The sequence below is a fragment of the Streptomyces sp. NBC_01446 genome (assembly GCF_026340095.1).
In the GTDB taxonomy this organism is placed as follows: Bacteria; Actinomycetota; Actinomycetes; order Streptomycetales; family Streptomycetaceae; genus Streptomyces; species Streptomyces aureus.
Map to the genome: position 1 here is coordinate 5,777,287 of NZ_JAPEPO010000001.1, position 16,091 is coordinate 5,793,377.

At 70.5% G+C, this 16,091-nt stretch carries 14 protein-coding genes; 6 read left to right on the top strand and 8 right to left on the bottom strand.

The features are described 5' to 3' along the window. Window positions 1-46: 46 nt before the first annotated feature. Both OG456_RS25880 and OG456_RS25885 read right to left on the bottom strand, forming a co-directional pair. Window positions 47-955 carry a carbohydrate ABC transporter permease gene (locus OG456_RS25880; protein WP_266564928.1) on the bottom strand — a complete coding sequence of 303 codons (909 nt, stop codon included), beginning with the start codon at window positions 953-955 and terminating at the stop codon, window positions 47-49. Continuing rightward, the gene (locus OG456_RS25885; protein WP_266569432.1) at window positions 952-1,806 is read right to left on the bottom strand and encodes a sugar ABC transporter permease; all 855 of its coding nucleotides are present in this window, start codon (window positions 1,804-1,806) and stop codon (window positions 952-954) included. Before OG456_RS25885 ends, OG456_RS25880 begins: the two co-directional genes overlap by 4 nt. Before the next feature lie 345 nt (window positions 1,807-2,151). Here OG456_RS25885 and OG456_RS25890 point away from each other — a divergent pair, with 345 nt between their 5' ends. Both OG456_RS25890 and OG456_RS25895 read left to right on the top strand, forming a co-directional pair. Further along, complete coding sequence (locus tag OG456_RS25890; RefSeq protein WP_266569433.1) at window positions 2,152-3,126, top strand: hydroxyacid dehydrogenase; 975 nt, start codon at window positions 2,152-2,154, stop codon at window positions 3,124-3,126. A 153-nt stretch (window positions 3,127-3,279) separates the two neighbouring features. Next, window positions 3,280-5,277 (top strand): carbohydrate binding domain-containing protein, encoded by a 1,998-nt coding sequence (locus OG456_RS25895; RefSeq protein ID WP_266564930.1) that lies wholly within the window; start codon window positions 3,280-3,282, stop codon window positions 5,275-5,277. Between the two features lie 69 nt (window positions 5,278-5,346). Here OG456_RS25895 and OG456_RS25900 read toward each other — a convergent pair whose 3' ends face one another. From OG456_RS25900 to OG456_RS25910, 3 genes are all read right to left on the bottom strand, one after another. Beyond that, window positions 5,347-7,293, bottom strand: a complete 1,947-nt coding sequence (locus OG456_RS25900) for a protease pro-enzyme activation domain-containing protein (RefSeq protein ID WP_266564931.1) — start codon at window positions 7,291-7,293, stop codon at window positions 5,347-5,349. A gap of 216 nt (window positions 7,294-7,509) precedes the next feature. Beyond that, on the bottom strand, window positions 7,510-8,127 hold the full coding sequence (locus OG456_RS25905; protein WP_266564932.1) for a DUF305 domain-containing protein: 618 nt from the start codon (window positions 8,125-8,127) through the stop codon (window positions 7,510-7,512). Further along, window positions 8,124-8,786 (bottom strand): DUF3105 domain-containing protein, encoded by a 663-nt coding sequence (locus tag OG456_RS25910; protein WP_266564933.1) that lies wholly within the window; start codon window positions 8,784-8,786, stop codon window positions 8,124-8,126. Before OG456_RS25910 ends, OG456_RS25905 begins: the two co-directional genes overlap by 4 nt. Before the next feature lie 320 nt (window positions 8,787-9,106). Here OG456_RS25910 and OG456_RS25915 point away from each other — a divergent pair, with 320 nt between their 5' ends. The 4 genes from OG456_RS25915 to OG456_RS25930 all read left to right on the top strand — a co-directional run bounded on the left by OG456_RS25915 (window position 9,107) and on the right by OG456_RS25930 (window position 13,156). Continuing rightward, entirely contained in the window at window positions 9,107-10,468 is a 1,362-nt protein-coding gene (locus OG456_RS25915; protein WP_116503685.1) for a glutamine synthetase family protein, read from the top strand. A 445-nt stretch (window positions 10,469-10,913) separates the two neighbouring features. Continuing rightward, window positions 10,914-12,413: a glycosyltransferase family 39 protein gene (locus OG456_RS25920; protein WP_266564936.1), complete on the top strand. Its 1,500-nt coding sequence runs from the start codon at window positions 10,914-10,916 to the stop codon at window positions 12,411-12,413. 237 nt (window positions 12,414-12,650) lie between these two features. After that, window positions 12,651-12,899 carry a hypothetical protein gene (locus OG456_RS25925; protein WP_116502412.1) on the top strand — a complete coding sequence of 83 codons (249 nt, stop codon included), beginning with the start codon at window positions 12,651-12,653 and terminating at the stop codon, window positions 12,897-12,899. Window positions 12,900-12,964: 65 nt separating this feature from the next. Then, entirely contained in the window at window positions 12,965-13,156 is a 192-nt protein-coding gene (locus tag OG456_RS25930) for a hypothetical protein (RefSeq protein WP_100592578.1), read from the top strand. Between the two features lie 6 nt (window positions 13,157-13,162). Here the strand turns inward: OG456_RS25930 and OG456_RS25935 are convergent, their stop codons facing one another. From OG456_RS25935 to OG456_RS25945, 3 genes are all read right to left on the bottom strand, one after another. Next, window positions 13,163-13,597, bottom strand: a complete 435-nt coding sequence (locus OG456_RS25935) for a VOC family protein (protein WP_266564939.1) — start codon at window positions 13,595-13,597, stop codon at window positions 13,163-13,165. 65 nt (window positions 13,598-13,662) lie between these two features. Further along, on the bottom strand, window positions 13,663-14,694 hold the full coding sequence (locus tag OG456_RS25940) for a TolB-like translocation protein (protein ID WP_266564941.1): 1,032 nt from the start codon (window positions 14,692-14,694) through the stop codon (window positions 13,663-13,665). Then, a complete protein-coding gene (locus tag OG456_RS25945; RefSeq protein WP_266564943.1) occupies window positions 14,691-16,091 on the bottom strand; it encodes an MFS transporter in 1,401 nt (466 codons plus the stop codon). Before OG456_RS25945 ends, OG456_RS25940 begins: the two co-directional genes overlap by 4 nt.

The window sequence follows — 16,091 nt, forward strand, 5'->3', positions numbered from 1 at the left end:
GAACCGGACACGTGAGTGGACCCCTTCGGGAAAGGTGGGCAGCTGGCTAGCTTTTGACGGCGCCGGTGAGCACGCCCTTGGTGAAGTACTTCTGGAGGAACGGGTAGACGAGGAGGATCGGGACGGTGGCGATCACCAGGACCGCCATCTGCGTCGTCTGCGGGGCCGAGACCATGCCGGCCTCACTGAGACCCGTGTCGCTGATCTGCGCGCCGCCGATCACATAGGTGCGCAGGACCTGGGAGAGCGGCCAGTGGTCGGACTCCAGGTAGATCGAGGCGTTGAACCAGGCGTTCCAGTAGCTCACCGCGTAGAACAGGCCGACCACCGCGAGGGCCGCCTTGGACAGCGGGAGCACGATCCGCCAGAACACCGTCCAGTCGCCCGCACCGTCCAGGCGCGCCGCCTCGTACAGCTCTTCCGGTATTCCCTGGAAGAAGCCTCGCAGGACGACCAGGTTGAAGACGTTGATCAGGACGGGGGCGATGAGGGCCGCGTACATGTTCTGCAGTCCCAGGCCCTTGACCAGGAGGAACGCCGGGATCATGCCCGGGGGGAAGAGGAAGGTGAAGAGGATGATCAGGAGGATCGGTTTGCCGCCCAGGACTCCTGGGCGGCTGAGTGCGTAGGCCAGGAAGGAGGTGCAGGCCAGGGAGGCCAGGGTGCCTGTCAGGGTTACGCCGATGCTGACGCCCAAGGCCTTGGTGACGATGCCGCCGCTGAGGATGTTGCGGTACGCGCGCAGCGTCGGGTCCGTGGGCCACAGGACCCAGCCGCCGTTGGCCACTACTTCCCTGTTCGAGGCCAGTGACGTGGAGATGATCACCAGGAACGGGATCAGGACCAGGGCCAGGACGACTGCTATCGCTACCGCTTTGGCTGCTTGGGTGACTGGTTTCGGATTTTCCTTCCAGGCCGGGCGCGTGGGGTTCTTGGTGTTCATGGCTGTGGTCATCTGTAGATCCCCTGCTCACCCAGCTTGTGCGCCACCCGGTTCGCGGTGAAGACGAGCACCGCGCCCACGAGGCCCTTGAACAGGCCCGCCGCTGCCGCGTATCCGGTGTCGCCGCCGACGATTCCCTGCCAGAAGACGAACGTGTCCAGGACCTCGCCCACCTCGGGGCCCACCGACTGGCGCTGGAGCAGCATCTGTTCGAAGCCGACCGACAGGATGTCGCCGAGCCGCATGATCAGGAGCAGCACGATGATCGGGCGGATGGACGGCAGCGTCACGTGCCAGAAGCGGCGCCAGGGGCCCGCGCCGTCGATCGCCGCCGCCTCGTACTGCTGCTCGTCGACCTGCATCAGCGCCGCGAGGAAGATGATCGTGCCCCAGCCGGCGTCCTTCCAGACCACCTCGGCGACCACCAGCGGACGGTACGCGTCCGGGTTGCCGATGATGTCGACCGTGTGGATCCCCGAGTCGCCCAGGAACGAGTTCAACAAGCCTGTGTCGGACAGGACTTGCTGGAAAAGCGCGACGACGATGACCCAGGACAGGAAGTGCGGCAGGTAGACGACGGACTGCACGAAGCGGCGCAGGAAGTCCGACGTCAGGCTGTGCAGGAGCAGGGCGATGGCCAGGGGGACGGGGAAGAAGAACGTCAGCTGGAGCACCGCTATGTAGAAGGTGTTCCACGTCGCGTGCCAGAAGTCGGCGTCGCCGAACATCCGGGTGAAGTTCTCCCAGCCCACCCACGGGCTGGCCCAGAGGCCGTCGAACGGGACGTACTCCTTGAACGCCACGACGTTGCCGACGAAGGCGCCGTAGTGGAACAGCAGGAAGTAGGCCAGGCCCGGGAGCATGAGCAGCAGGAAGGTGCGGCTGCTCCGAAACCGTTTCCAGAAGCTGTCCTGCCTGGGTTTGTGCGCCTTTGACCCGCTGCCCGGGGTGCCGGGGGGCTTCACCGCCTCGGTCTCGGGCCTGTCCTTCGCCACCGTGGGCACGGAAACCCCTCCGTTGTTGGAACAAGGTGAGCGGGAATCTAAAACGGTTACTACGCCGGGTCAACCCCCTTGTCTCCGAGATCTCTTGACCATCTCTCAGCGTTGGGCCTAGCCTCCTGACATCCTGAGGTAACCGGTTACTAGAGATCTGCAGCTGGAGGGTGGTAGCGCGTGGCAGCACACCGACCGATCGCGGCACTGGCCATGGACGCCGAGGTGCTCGACCGGGTCATCCCGTCGGACCTGCGGCAACGGCTCGGGCGGTGCGCCGACCTCGCGCCCGTGCCGCTGACCGGGCCGCTCGGCACCCCCGAGGCCCGAGCGGCCCTCTCCGGGGTCGAGCTGCTGGTCACCGGCTGGGGCTGCCCTCAGCTCACCTCGGACGTCCTGGCGCACGCGCCCCGGCTCCGCGCCGTCGTGCACGCCGCCGGATCGGTCAAACCCGTCGTCTCGGACGCCCTGTGGGACCGGCCCGGCATCACCGTGTCCTCCGCCGCCGACGCCAACGCGGGTCCCGTCGTCGCCTTCACGCTCGCCGCGATCACCTTCGCCGCGAAGAAGGCGTTGCCCGTCGCCGCCCGCTACTCCGGCGGCTGGCCCGGCTTCACCGGGCGCGAAGGTGCCGACGGCCGCGTCGTCGGGATCATCGGCGCCTCCCGCATCGGCCGCCGCGTCATCGCCGGGCTCCGCGCCTCGGACGCCGGGTACCGGATCCTGCTCACCGATCCGTACGTCACCGAGGCCGACGCCGCCGCCCTCGGTGCCGAACTCGTCAGCCTGCCCGAACTGTGCCGGCGCAGCTCCATCGTCAGCGTGCACGCGCCCCAACTGCCGGAGACGCGTGGGTTGTTGGGGGAGGAGATGCTGAAGCTCGTGCCGGACGGGGGTGTCGTCGTGAACACGGCCCGGGGCTCGCTCGTCGACACCGAGGCGCTGGCCCGTGAGTGCGCCGCCGGCCGGCTTGACGCGTTTCTCGATGTCACCGACCCCGAACCGCTGCCCCCGGGGCACCCGTTGCTCACCCTTCCCAACGTCCTGGTCACCCCGCACATGGCGGGCGCGCAGGGCAGTGAGGTGCGCCGGCTGGGGCTGTACGCCGTGGAGGAGGCCGAGCGGTTCGCGCGCGGTGAGGAACTGCTGGGGCGGCTTCGGCGGGAGGATCTCGCCCGGCTCGCCTGAGGGGGCGGGCTTGGCTCGTCCGAGGGGCGTCGGGGGCGTCGGGGGTGGGGGTGCGGCTAGTGAATGTAACCGTTTCCCGTCTGACCCATTGACCTCAACCGCCTTGCTGGGCACGGTACTTGCCGGACTCCTCTCCTATTCCCAGGAGTAAGAATGGCACCGGTTACATCCCGGCTCCGAAGAGCCTGCACCACGCTCGCGGCCGGTCTCGCGCTCGCCGCATCCGCCCTCGTCTCCCCGCCGGGAGCCCAGGCCGCCGGGTCCGCGCACCCCGGCCATCCGCCCCACCCCTCACAGTCCGCGAGCACCCCCTACTACGTGGACTGTTCCGCCGCCGCGAACGGCGACGGCAGCCTCGCCGCGCCCTACAACAGCCTCGCCGCGGCCAACGCCGTCACCTACGGGCCCGGCGACCGGCTCTACTTCAAGCGCGGAGCCACCTGCCGCGGCCAGCTCAAGCCCACCGGATCGGGCTCCGCGGCCGCCCCCGTCAGGGTCGCCCCCTACGGCTCCGGCGGCGCTCGGCCCTCGATCGAGGGCGGGGGCACGGTCTACGCCGCCGTCCATCTGCTCAACGTCGAGCAGTGGGAGATCCGTGGTCTGGAGGTCACCAACAAGGGCGCCACGGACGCCGAGCGCAACGGCATCCTCGTCGAGCTCGCCGACCACGGCACCGGCACCCACTACGTCCTCGACGACGTCTACGTCCACGACGTCAACGGCGGCGACACCAAGAGCAGCAACGGCATCCAGTTCCGAGTCTCCGGCACGGTGACGCCGACCCGCTTCGACGACGTACTCGTCGAGAACAGCGAGATCTACAAGGTCGACCGCGAGGGCCTGACCACGCAGTCCAGCTGGGCCTGCCGCGCCATCTACGGCTGCACCAGTGGTCCCGCGTGGACGGCGAGCACGCGGGTCGTGTTCCGCGGCAACAAGATCCACGACATCGGCGGCGACGGCATGGTCGTCCGCGTGACCCGGGACGCGCTGGCCGAGCACAACGAGGCCTACGACATCTGGATGCGCTCGGCCGGCAACAACGCGGGCCTGTGGACCATCAACAGTGACGGGACCGTCTTCCAGTACAACGAGGTCCACCATGTGCGCCGCAAGGCGGGCATGAACGACGGCATGGCCTTCGACGCCGACTTCGGCACGCGCGGCGCCCTCTTCCAGTACAACTACAGCCACGACAACGAGGGCGGCTTCCTGCTGCTGTGCGGGGCCTGCGGAGGCGGCGCCGACACGGCGGGCACGGTCGCGCGTTACAACCTCTCCGTCAACGACGGCTCGCGCATCCTGTACGCCGTCGGCGACGCGGCCGCCCAGATCCTCGACAACACCTTCTACATGGGGGCCGGTTCCACCACGTCGGTCGTGGAGAGCAGTGGTGGCGCGTCCACCACGCTGTGGAGCAACAACATCTTCTACAACCTCGGCACCGGCGGTTACGGCGGCAAGCCCGCCGAGCACACCTGGCGCAACAACGTCATGTACGGCAACCACCCGGCGTCCGAGCCCGCCGACCCCGGCAAGGTGACCGCCGACCCGCTCCTCGCCGACCCGGGCTCCGCCGATCCCGCCGGGTACGCGTTGAAGGCCGGATCCCCGGCGCGCGGCGCCGGGCAGGTCACCACCGGCTCCGGCGGCAAGGACTACTTCGGCGCTCCCGCGCCCGTCGCCTGCCGTCCCGACATCGGCGCCCACCAGGCCTCCGCGTTCGACGACGCCGCCTGTTCGGGCGGGACCAACCTGGTGGCCGACCCCGGCTTCGAGACGGGCGTCTCGCCCTGGGTGCCCTCGGGGGCCGTCGCGGCCGACACCGCGAATCCGCACGGGGGCGGCTCCAGCCTGCGTGTCTCAGGAACCCCGAGCACGGCCGAGCAGAAGATCACCGTCGCGCCGAACACCACGTACACGCTCTCCGGCTGGGGGCGCGTCGACGCGTACGACACCCAACTCGCCGTGGGAGTGAAGAACTTCGGCGGGTCCGAGACCCGGATTCCGGCCTTCAGCGCGTTCGGCTGGCGCACCGGCAGCATCACCTTCACCACGGGCGCCACCAATACCTCGGCGACCCTCTACTGCTACACCCGCACCGGTAAGGGCAGCGGCTGGTGCGACGACCTGAGGATCGTCAAGCAGTAGGGAATGGAGAGGAATTGAGGGCGGCGCCCGTCCCGGGGATGTTCCGGGACGGGCGCCGCTCTTCTCGGGTCAGCGACGGCCGAAGGACGTCACATAGCCCGGTGCCGGCGAGCCGACACCCGTCACGTCGTCGTAGCCGCGGACGGCCTTGAGCGAGCTGTCCTTGCCGAGGCTGCGCAGGGAGGTCAGCAGGCCGTCGGCCGCGTCGAACCCGTTCGCGTAGTCGACACGGACGACCGCGAGGTCATGGCCGTTCGGCCTGTCCGTCACGTCGTGGTAGATCTTCGAACCGGAGCGGTCGTAGATCGCCGGGTTGGCGAAGCCGAGCGCGTGCCCGCCGCGGGCCTCCTGGACCAGCGCCTGCACACCCGCGATGACGGGCGCCGCCAGCGACGTGCCGCCGATGCGGTACTCGTCGTACTTGAGCGAGCCGTCGGGGAACGTCTGCGACTGGCCGACGAGGAAGCCGGTGTTCGGGTCGGCCACCGCGGAGATGTCCGGCACCGTACGCATCTTCTGCGAGCCGCCGTTGGCGCGTGCCAGCGAGTTCGGTACGACACCGCTCTGGTAGAACGGCTGCTTCACCGTCTTGCTGGTGCCGCCGCCCGCACCCGAGGTGTACGCCCCGGGGAAGGCGACCCAGCTCTTGCCGTCGGCCGACAGGTTGGCCTTGAGCGTGCCCCAGCCGGTCTCGAACTGGTACTTGTCGCCCTTGCCGACGGCCAGCGACGTACCGCCGACCGACGTCACCCACGCCGAGTTGGCGGGCACGTCGACCTGCTTCGTGCCGGTGTGCGCCACCTCGTCGCCGTTGTCGCCGGACGAGAAGTAGAAGCCGATGCCCTCGATCGCGCCGTACTGGAAGATCTGGTCGTACGCGGCGGCGAGGTCGGGGGTCTGGTTGGCCTCGATGTCGCCCCACGAGTTCGACACGATGTCGGCGAGGTGGCCGTCGACGATCTTGCCGAGCGAGTCGAGCAGCGCGTCGTCGTAGCAGGACGCGGCGCCGACGTAGGTGATGTCGGCCGCGGGAGCCACGGCGTGCACGGCCTCGACGTCGAGGGTCTCCTCGCCGTACCAGCCGGACGCCCCGCACTCCTCGGTCTTGGTGTAGTCCGCGGGCAGGACCTGCTTCAACTGGCCGCTGCGGTAGGCCGCGTCACCGTTGCGCTTGGCGTAGGTGGCCGCGTCCTTCGCGATGGTCGGCGAGGCGTACGCGTCGGTGATGGCGACGCGGACCCCCTTGCCGGTCTTCGTGCCGGCGCCGTAGGCGGCCCGCAGCTGCTTGCCGGTGTAGCCCTTCACCGCGTACGGGGCCTTCTGGCCGTAGGCGGAGGGCGCGGTGCTCGCCGTCTTCGAGCCGTAGTACGACGAGAAGGGGCCGGCGTTGTGGAACACGGCGTCCGGCGGCGGCAGCGTCTCGTCGTGGTCCGCCTTGTGCGGCGCGCTGTCCAGGCCGGTCACGGTGAGGACCGCGCCGTTCAGGGACGCGGGCACCGTCGCGGCGGCCGCGGGCGCGCGGTAGGTGTGCTTGCCCTTGGCGTAGTTGTGCAGCTGGGCGCCGAACGCCCTCTCGGCGGCGGCGACTTCGCCCGAGACGGAGATGTAGTGCTTGCTGACGTCGGTCACGGTGAGGCCCGAGGACTCGAGCCACTTCGTGACCTCGGCTATCTGGGCCTTGGTCGCGCCGAAGCGGGCCTGGGCCTGCTTGGCGCTGAGGTACTTGCCGTACGACGCCGACTGCGGGTCGGACACGGCCTTCGCGTACGCCGCGAGGCCCGCCGCGTCACGCCCCGCGAGGTAGACGCGGGCGTGCACGGTGGAGCTGTTCGACGCGGCACCCTGGTCGGCCTTGGCCGTTGCCCACAGCGGCTTGGTGCCGGTCAGTGCGTCGCGGGCGCTCGGGTTCGGGTCGGCCTGGGCGACGGGTGCTGCGATGGCGAGCGCGCCGGCGAGCAGTGGCAGTGTCGCTGCCAGGCTGAGCCCGGCGCGGGCCGCGGCACGGGTGGATCTCATACAACCCCCTGCGATGTGGTTCGTCGCGTGTGGCGACTGTGATGCGCGTGCACCGGGTCGACCTGCGCACGCAACTGATCACTGTTGCGCCGAACCGTTCATGCAAGGGGAATGGAAGCGCCAAGAAGAGCCCAAGGAACGCCATCCGAGGGCGATTTGGGGCGGTACGTGACCGGAGTGGGGGTCCCCCTGAGGTTCCCCTGGGGTTCCCCCTGCCTACGACCGGTCCTTCAACATCCCCGCCATCAGGTCGATTTCCGACTTCTGCGAGGCGACCATGCCCGCCGCGAGCCGCTTCTCCACCCCGACCCCGCAGCGCTCGACGCACCCCTCGGCCATATGGACGCCGCCCTTGTGGTGCGCGGTCATCAGCTGGAGGTACAGCACCTCGGCCCGCTTGCCGTTCGCCTTGCGGAGCTCGTCGAGCTGTGTGTTCGTGGCCATGCCCGGCATCAGCGCGCCGTCCTGTCCCGGCGGCATGTCACCCATGCCCATCCAGGACATCGGCGGCTTCGCCGACACCTTCGGCAGCCCCCACAGGTCGAGCCAGCCGAGCAGCATGCCCCGCTGGTTGGCCTGCGTCTGCGCGATGTCGTAGGCGAGGCGGCGCACCTCCTCGTCATCGGTGCGGTCGCGCACGATGTACGACATCTCGACGGCCTGCTGGTGGTGGACCGCCATGTCCCGCGCGAACCCGGCGTCGGCGGACTCGGCGCCCGGCACCCGAACGGCCGACGAACCGCCGCCGTCCCCGTCGGCGACCGCGTACGTGACCGCCCCGCCCGCGACGAGCACCGCCGCCACGGCCGGCGCGATCCAGGCCGCGCGCCTCACTGGGACAGGCCGTTGGTGCAGGCGGCACCCGGCTCAGGGGTCTGCTTGCCCTGGACGAACGTCGAGAAGAACGAGGCCACGTCCGGGTCGGTGGCGCTCTTCACGGTCCGCTGGTGACCCCAGGCGCTCAGCATGATCGGGTCCTTCTGGTCCTGGTCCGGGCTCATCAGCGAGTACGGCGTCCGGCGGACCTTCGCCGCGAGCTTCTGCACGTCGCCCGGGTCGGCCTTGTCGGTGTACGTCACCCAGACCGCGCCGTGCTCCAGGGCGTGCACCGCGTTCTCGTTCGGGATCGGCTTCTTGTAGACGTCGCCGTTGCAGTTCATCCAGACCTGATTGTGGTCCCCGCCCACCGGCGGCGTCATCGGGTACGTCACCTTCTTCGCGACGTGATTGCGGGCCAGCTTCCCCGACCAGGTCTTCACACCGTCCGAGCCGGTCCTGAACGACCCGGCCGCCGGCTTCGCGTCCGTCCCGCCCTTCGCGTCGTCACCCTTCATGAGGGCCCACGCCCCGAATCCGGCGAGGCACACGACGACGACGGCGCTGACCACGATCACGAGGACACGGCGCAGACGCTCGCGGGAGCGGTCGGCGCGGCGCATCTCCTCTATCCGGGCCTTGCGCGTCGCGGAGCCGGTGTTCTTGGCGGAACCCATGGTGAGTCCTTCTGGGAAAGGGACGGGACGGCTGAACGGGTCCGCTGATCGTAGTGGGGAGCGGGGGGCCGTTGCCATGCCGTGTAGCCGGTGCTCCGGGCGGCAGGGACTATGGGACGAGGGGCCCCAGCAGGCACTATGGGCACAGAGTCGTATACATCTGCCGTTCGCACGATGTTCGGGCCCGGGTCAGCCAGTCGATCATGGTCGGCAACGCGCATGAAACGGTGATGTGGTGGGATGCTCAGGAGCCTGCCGACGGTGTCCCGCAGGGCGCGGACGCAGGCGGCCTGACCAGCAAGGATGGGTGGAATCGGAAGATGGACAAGCAGCAGGAATTCGTGCTCCGGACGCTCGAGGAGCGGGATATCCGGTTCGTCCGCCTGTGGTTCACGGACGTCCTCGGCTTCCTGAAGTCGGTGGCCGTGGCCCCGGCGGAGCTGGAGCAGGCCTTCGACGAGGGCATCGGCTTCGACGGCTCCGCGATCGAGGGCTTCGCCCGTGTGTACGAGTCCGACATGATCGCCAAGCCCGATCCGTCGACCTTCCAGGTGCTGCCCTGGCGCGCCGAGGCGCCCGGCACCGCGCGGATGTTCTGCGACATCCTGATGCCCGACGGCTCCCCGTCGTTCGCGGACCCGCGCTACGTGCTGAAGCGGGCCCTGGCCAAGACCTCGGACCTGGGCTTCACCTTCTACACGCACCCCGAGATCGAGTTCTTCCTCCTCAAGGACAAGCCGCTCGACGGCTCACGCCCCACCCCGGCCGACAACTCCGGCTACTTCGACCACACCCCGCAGAACGTAGGCATGGACTTCCGCCGCCAGGCGATCACCATGCTCGAATCCATGGGCATCTCGGTCGAGTTCAGCCACCACGAGGGCGCCCCGGGCCAGCAGGAGATCGACCTGCGGTACGCCGACGCGCTCTCCACGGCCGACAACATCATGACGTTCCGGCTCGTCATGAAGCAGGTGGCGCTGGAGCAGGGCGTGCAGGCGACCTTCATGCCGAAGCCGTTCTCCGACCACCCCGGCTCCGGCATGCACACGCACCTCTCCCTCTTCGAGGGCGACCGCAACGCGTTCTATGAGTCCGGCTCCGAGTACCAGCTGTCCAAGGTCGGCCGCTCCTTCATCGCCGGCCTGCTCAAGCACGCCGCCGAGATCTCCGCCGTCACCAACCAGTGGGTCAACTCCTACAAGCGCATCTGGGGCGGCGGCGGCCGCACCGCCGGCGCCGGCGGCGAGGCCCCCTCGTACATCTGCTGGGGTCACAACAACCGCTCGGCCCTGATCCGAGTCCCGATGTACAAGCCCGGCAAGACCGGCTCCGCCCGCGTCGAGGTCCGCTCCATCGACTCGGGCGCGAACCCGTACCTGACGTACGCCGTGCTGCTCGCCGCCGGACTCAAGGGCATCGAGGAGGGTTACGAGCTCCCGCCGGGTGCCGACGACGACGTGTGGGCCCTGTCCGACGCCGAGCGCCGCGCCATGGGCATCGAGCCGCTGCCGCAGAACCTCGGCGAGGCCATCGCCCTCATGGAGCGCAGCGAACTCGTCGCCGAGACACTGGGCGAGCACGTGTACGACTTCTTCCTGCGCAACAAGAAGCAGGAGTGGGAGGAGTACCGCTCCGAGGTCACCGCGTTCGAACTGCGGAAGAACCTGCCGGTGCTGTAAGGGCTGGTCAGGGCGGTTTCACGCCGCGTCGAGCCTCCGGGGCCGTCGGTCTGTGACCGGCGGCCCCATCGCGTGCGCCGGGGGGCTGGGCCGTCTGTGGGCCGTGGGGCGCCGGATCGGGCCCCGGTCACGCCAGCGGCACGGGAGGAACAGGGAGCCGTTCACTGTGGGGCCATGGGAAGGAGCGGTCGGGTTCGAGGAAGCCGCCGGTGAGGCCGCCGGGGCCACCGGGCCGCGAACTCCTGGCCGTCCTGAGTACGGTCACTCACTCACTCACTCACTCACTCACTGGCTGACGCCGAGAGCCCCGCCGTGAGAACCGGCAGGGGACGGTCTCCCCCGTGGGCCCGGTTCCGTAACAGCCCAGAGCCGAACAGGGGAAAGCCGCCCACAACAGGCGGGTCACGGAGGACGCCGGCGCCGCCGCGCCGCTATGGCTTTCGCCATGGCAACTCTCTCCCCTACCGCTCCGCGCACGGACGACGATCCGGCCCGCGCAGCACAGCACGGCGACCCGAAGGCGACGGCGGTCCGTCTGTGGTGGTGTCCGGCGATGGTCACGCTCGTCCTGGCGATGTACCGGATCGGCGAACCGCTGCTCGGCCGCGACGAGTTGACGAGCTGGGACATGTCCGGCCGCAGCGTCGGCCAGGTGCTGGCCACGGTGCAGCGGGTGGACGGGGTGCTGGGCACGTACTACCTGATCCTGCACGCCTGGACGAGCGTCTTCGGTGACTCGGCCCTCGCCCTGCGCATGCCCTCGGCGCTGGCCATGACCGGTGCCGCCTGCTGTGTCGCGCTGGTCGGGCGGCGGCTGTTCGGTCACCGCGCGGGACTGACCGCCGGTCTGCTGTTCGCCCTGATCCCGGGTGTGAGCCGCTTCGCCCACGAGGCCCGCCCCTATGCCCTGGTGATGCTGGCCGTGATCCTGTCCGCGCTGCTGCTGCTGAGGGCCCTGGACCGTCCCGGCAACCCGTGGCGATGGGCGGGTTACGCGCTCGCCCTGACGGCCGTCGGACTGTTCCACTTGATCGCGTTGACGTGCCTGATCGGGCATCTGGTCCTGGTGGCCATGCGGGCCCGGCGCGAGCGCCGGACCTGGCTCGGCTTCGGCTGCGCGGTCCTGGGCGGCGTCGTCTGGCTGGTCCCGGTCGTGGTGCTGGGCAGGGCGCAGACCGCACGGCAGATCTGGTGGATCACCAAGCCGGGGGCGTGGAGCCTGATCGACATCTGGTCCCAGCTGTTCTACTCCGGCCTGTGCGCGGGGACGGTGCTCCTGCTGGCCCTCGTCGCCTGCCAGGCACGCCGCGACGCCGTCGTCTTCTGCACCGTGTCGGCCGTCGCGCCCGTCCTGGTGATCTGGGCGGTGTCCCACGGACACATCTCGTACTTCTACTTCCGCTACATGCTGTTCACCCTGCCGGCGCTCGCGATGCTGGCCGGGGCCGGGCTTGCCGCCGGGGCACGGTCCCGGCGGGTGATCGCGGCGGTCCTCGCTGTCCTCACCCTGCTCACGCTCTCGGACCAGAAATCCATGCGCGAGCCGCTCGCGCACTACTGGTCGGGCGGCCCCGACTTCGCCGCGGCCGCACGAACCATCCAGCAGGGCTACGCCTCCGGCGACGCGATCGTCTACAACCGGGTCCAGGAGGAGGCACTCTCGCTGGGCGTCAGCTACTACCTTCCCCGCGACCTGAAGCTGCGCGACGTCTTCCTCTCCGAGTCACCGATCCGGCGCGACGACCTGGCGGCGACCGAGTGCCCCGAGCCGGCCCGGTGCCTGCGGGGCGAGAAGCGGATCTGGGTGGTGGTGGAGGGGAACGCGCCGGATCCGCTGCAAGGGCTGCCCCTCACCCAGGCGGCGGCGCTGCAGGCCCACTACAAGGTGTCCGGAGAAGCGCGCCCCACCGGCCTCACGGTGTCCCTGCTGGTCCGCACCAGCTAGCCGCCCGCTTTCATGAGGCGGGGCTGTCCGACGGGTGGTCGCCCCAAGATGCGAAGCGGCCTTTGAGCCGGCCCGTCCACCCACCACCCTCCCCAGCTTCCCTCCCGTCCGCCGTCGACCCACAAGGAACCTGCCGGTGCTGTAAGGCACTTGGAGGGGCGGGGCGCGTGGCGCGTCCCGCCCCTTTGGCGTTCCGCCGGTCGCTACCGTGGTCGGGAAGCGAGAAGGGAGCGCGTCATGGCCGAGCCGCTCAAGACCCTCGTCGACGGGGTCGAGGTCGAGGTGCCCAACAGCATCCCCGCCATCCGCGACGCCCTGCCGGAGCACCGGCGCGACGAGTTCGACCGGGAGATCAACGCGGCCGGGGTGCACGAGATCCACGCCGTGATGCGGCACTGGATGCTGGAGGCCGTGCCCGACCCGGCCGCCGACGCCATCATGGACCGGCTCGCCCGCGAGGAAGCGGAGAGGGCCGGAGCCGCGTGAGTCACCGTCATCGCCGTCGCCACCGCATCTCGTACGCGCCGCCCGCCGACGACACCCTCGCGAAGATGGCGGGACCCGTGCCGTTCAGGGCGGAGCTGGAACGCACCCTCGGCGTCGACCCGTACGGGCACGGGTCCCTCCCCATCGGCAGATGGGCGGACCGCAGGGAGGCGACCGTGCGCGGCGTCATCGTCCGGTACTACGTGTCCGGGTCGATCCTGGTCGTGACGGTGGTGCGGCTGATCCCGGAGCCATGAGCCGGGTCAGCCCTGGTGCTGTTCGCTCAGTAGCTCGTGCAGCGGCTGCGTGGCGCGCTTGCGGTACTCCTGGATCGCCCAGCCGCTGCCGTCCGGGTCGGTGAAGTACATGAACGTGCCGCCGTCGTCCGGGGCGTACTGCTGGGGCTCCGACACGTCGAGGCCACGCGCCGTCAGCTCCGCGTGGGCCGCCTTGATGTCCGCGACCACGAGTTGCAGGCCGTGGTACGTGCCCGGCTGCGGGGTGCCCGTGGGGTTCGGGACGCCCTCGGCGAGCGTCACCGAACAGCCGGATCCGGGCGGGGTGAGCTGGACGATCCGGACGCCCGGCATCACCTCGCGGTCCACGTCCGCGCTGAAACCGACCTTGTTCGTGTAGAAGTCCTTCGCCCGGTCCAGGCCCGAGACGGGCAGCTGAATCACTTCCAGGGTCATGTCCATCGCCCCAGCCTCGCGGTTCGCGGGCCCGTCTGCCACCTGCATGCGCGGTTCCGGATCGCGGCCCGTCACAGGTACGCCGGTGACACCGCGGCCTTCGTGAGGCGGTGCGGAGCGCCTGTGCCGTCTGCCGGGACGGTGTAGAGGTCCGCGCCGTAGTCGCCCGGCAGCGCGTACGTGAGCGTGTGCGCGTCGCTCCAGACCGCCTGGTCGTCCACGCTGCGCGTCTCCGCCAGGGGCGTCTCGTGGAGCGTGCGCAGGTCGAGTACGTACAGCCGCCAAGGGGCGTCCGCCGAAAGGCCCTTCACGCGTTTCTTGTACGCGATGCGGGTGCCGTCGGGGGAGAGGGACGGGCACTCGACGTTCTGGTGGACGGTGGTCAGCGTGCGGGTGCGCAGATCGCCCCGTACGAGGTAGGTCTTCCCGTGCGTCGCGAGCGTCGCGTAGAAGTGGCGGTCGTCCGCCGCGAACGTGATGCCCCAGAAGTTGATGTCCGCCGCGCGGTAGGTCCGGCCGTCCTTGACGACCCGGAAGTCCTCCAGCGTCGGCGTGAGGTGGCCCGTGCGGGTGTCCACGATCGCCGCCCGCGTCGAGAAGTTCGTGCCCGCGTAACTGTCGCCGCCCACGAACACCGTCCACGCCGCGTACCGCCCGCCCGGCGAGACGCGGGCGCGGGACGGGATGCCCGGCAGCGCGTAGTGGGCCTTCTCCCTGAGCCGCGCGTCCAGGACGCGCGCCGTGTACGTGTCCTGCATCGCGCCCCGTTCGGCCCGCAGGCAGACGGCCGTGCCCGAAGCGGCGTAGAAACGCAGGCACTTGACACCCGACGCGGTGCGGGGCGCGTCCGGTCGGCCCGCCGGGACCGTGGTGAGCTCGTCCCGGTGGGGACCCCACGCCATGTTGCGGAAGACGAGGTGGCGGGGAGCCCCGGTGGCCCCGGCCGGCAGGGTCACCCGGCCCGCCGTGACCATCGGGCCGCCCGCGTGCGCCTCGTTCCTGCGGTCGGCGCGCGCCGCAGCGTGCCAGACCGAGGCGGTCGCGACGGCCGCCAGGGCGATGACCGTGGCGACGAGGACGAGCAGCCTGTTACGTGTCGTCATGCGGGTACTACCTCCGCGGGGGTGGGGGCTGTGGGCCGGAAGGCGTACGCCACCGCCGCGCCCGCCGCCAGCGCGACCGTGGCCGCGCCCAGAGCCGTGCGGTCGCCCCACGCCGTCCAGGCGGCCCCGAAGCCGATCGAGCAGACGAAGCGCGCCAGCGCCTGGCCGGTCTGGACGACGGCGAGCCCCGACGAGCGCAGCTCCTGGGGGATGGCGGTGGAGGCCGCCGCCATCAGGACGCCGTCCGTCGCCGCGTAGAAGCAGCCGTGCAGCGCCAGGACCGCGTACGGCAGGGCGGAGCCGTGCCACGGCGAGAGCAGCAGGCCGTACGCGGCAAGGAGCGCGGCGTGGCCGGCGAGGAACACGCGCCAGCTGCCGAGGCGGTCCGCGAGCCGGCCCAGGGGCGCCGCCAGGAGCAGGAACGCGGCCGCCGTGCCCAGGGGGAGCAGCGCGAACCACTGGTCGGGGACGCCGAGGCGGCGCTGGAGGAGCAGGTAGATGAAGGAGTCGCTGACCGTGGCGAGGCCGAGGAGCAGGGCGCAGACGGTGGTGCGGCGCACTTCGCGGCGGCGCAGGAGAGCGAGCGCGGACCTGAGGGTGGGGCGCGCGGGTGCGGGGTGGCTGACCTCGGCGGTCTCCTGCGCGGGTGCGGGGTGGCTGACCTCGGCGGTCTCCTGCGCGGGTGCGGGGTGGCTGACCTCGGCGGTCTCCTGCGCGGGTGCGGGGCGGCTGTCCTCGGCGGTCACCCGCTCGGCTTCGTGCCGGCGGGGGACGAAGAGCAGCAGGACCAGTACGCCCAGTGCCGCGACGCAGAAGCTGACGGTGAAGACCGCGTCGTAGCCGTCCGTCGTCGCACGCAGGATCAGGAAGGCGGCGAGGGGGCCGAGGAGGGCGCCCGTCGTGTCCATCGCCCGGTGCACGCCGAAGGCCCTGCCGCGGGTGGCCGGGGTGCTGCTCAGGGAGATCAGGGCGTCCCGCGGAGCCGTGCGCAGGCCCTTCCCGGTGCGGTCGGCCGCCAGGACCATGCCGATCGTGGGGAGCGTGGCGGCCAGCAGGAGCAGGGGCTTGCAGAGCGCCGACAGCCCGTAGCCGAACAGGGCGACGGTCTTGTGGCGGCCGCCTCCGCGGTCCGCGAAGTGGCCGCCGACGAGGCGCACCAGCGCCGAGAAGCCGTTGTAGACGCCGTCCAGGAGACCGAAGCCGAGGGGGGAGAGGCCGAGTCCCGCGACGAGGTAGAGCGGCAGGACGGCCGTGACCATCTCGGACGAGACGTCGGTGATCAGGCTGACCGAGCCGAGGGCCAGGACCGTGGGGGCGATCGCGGTGCCGCGCCGCCCGGCCGGTGGCCGGGCGGCGGGTTCCGCGGACGCCGCGGCGCGGCTGTCCGCTACGTACAT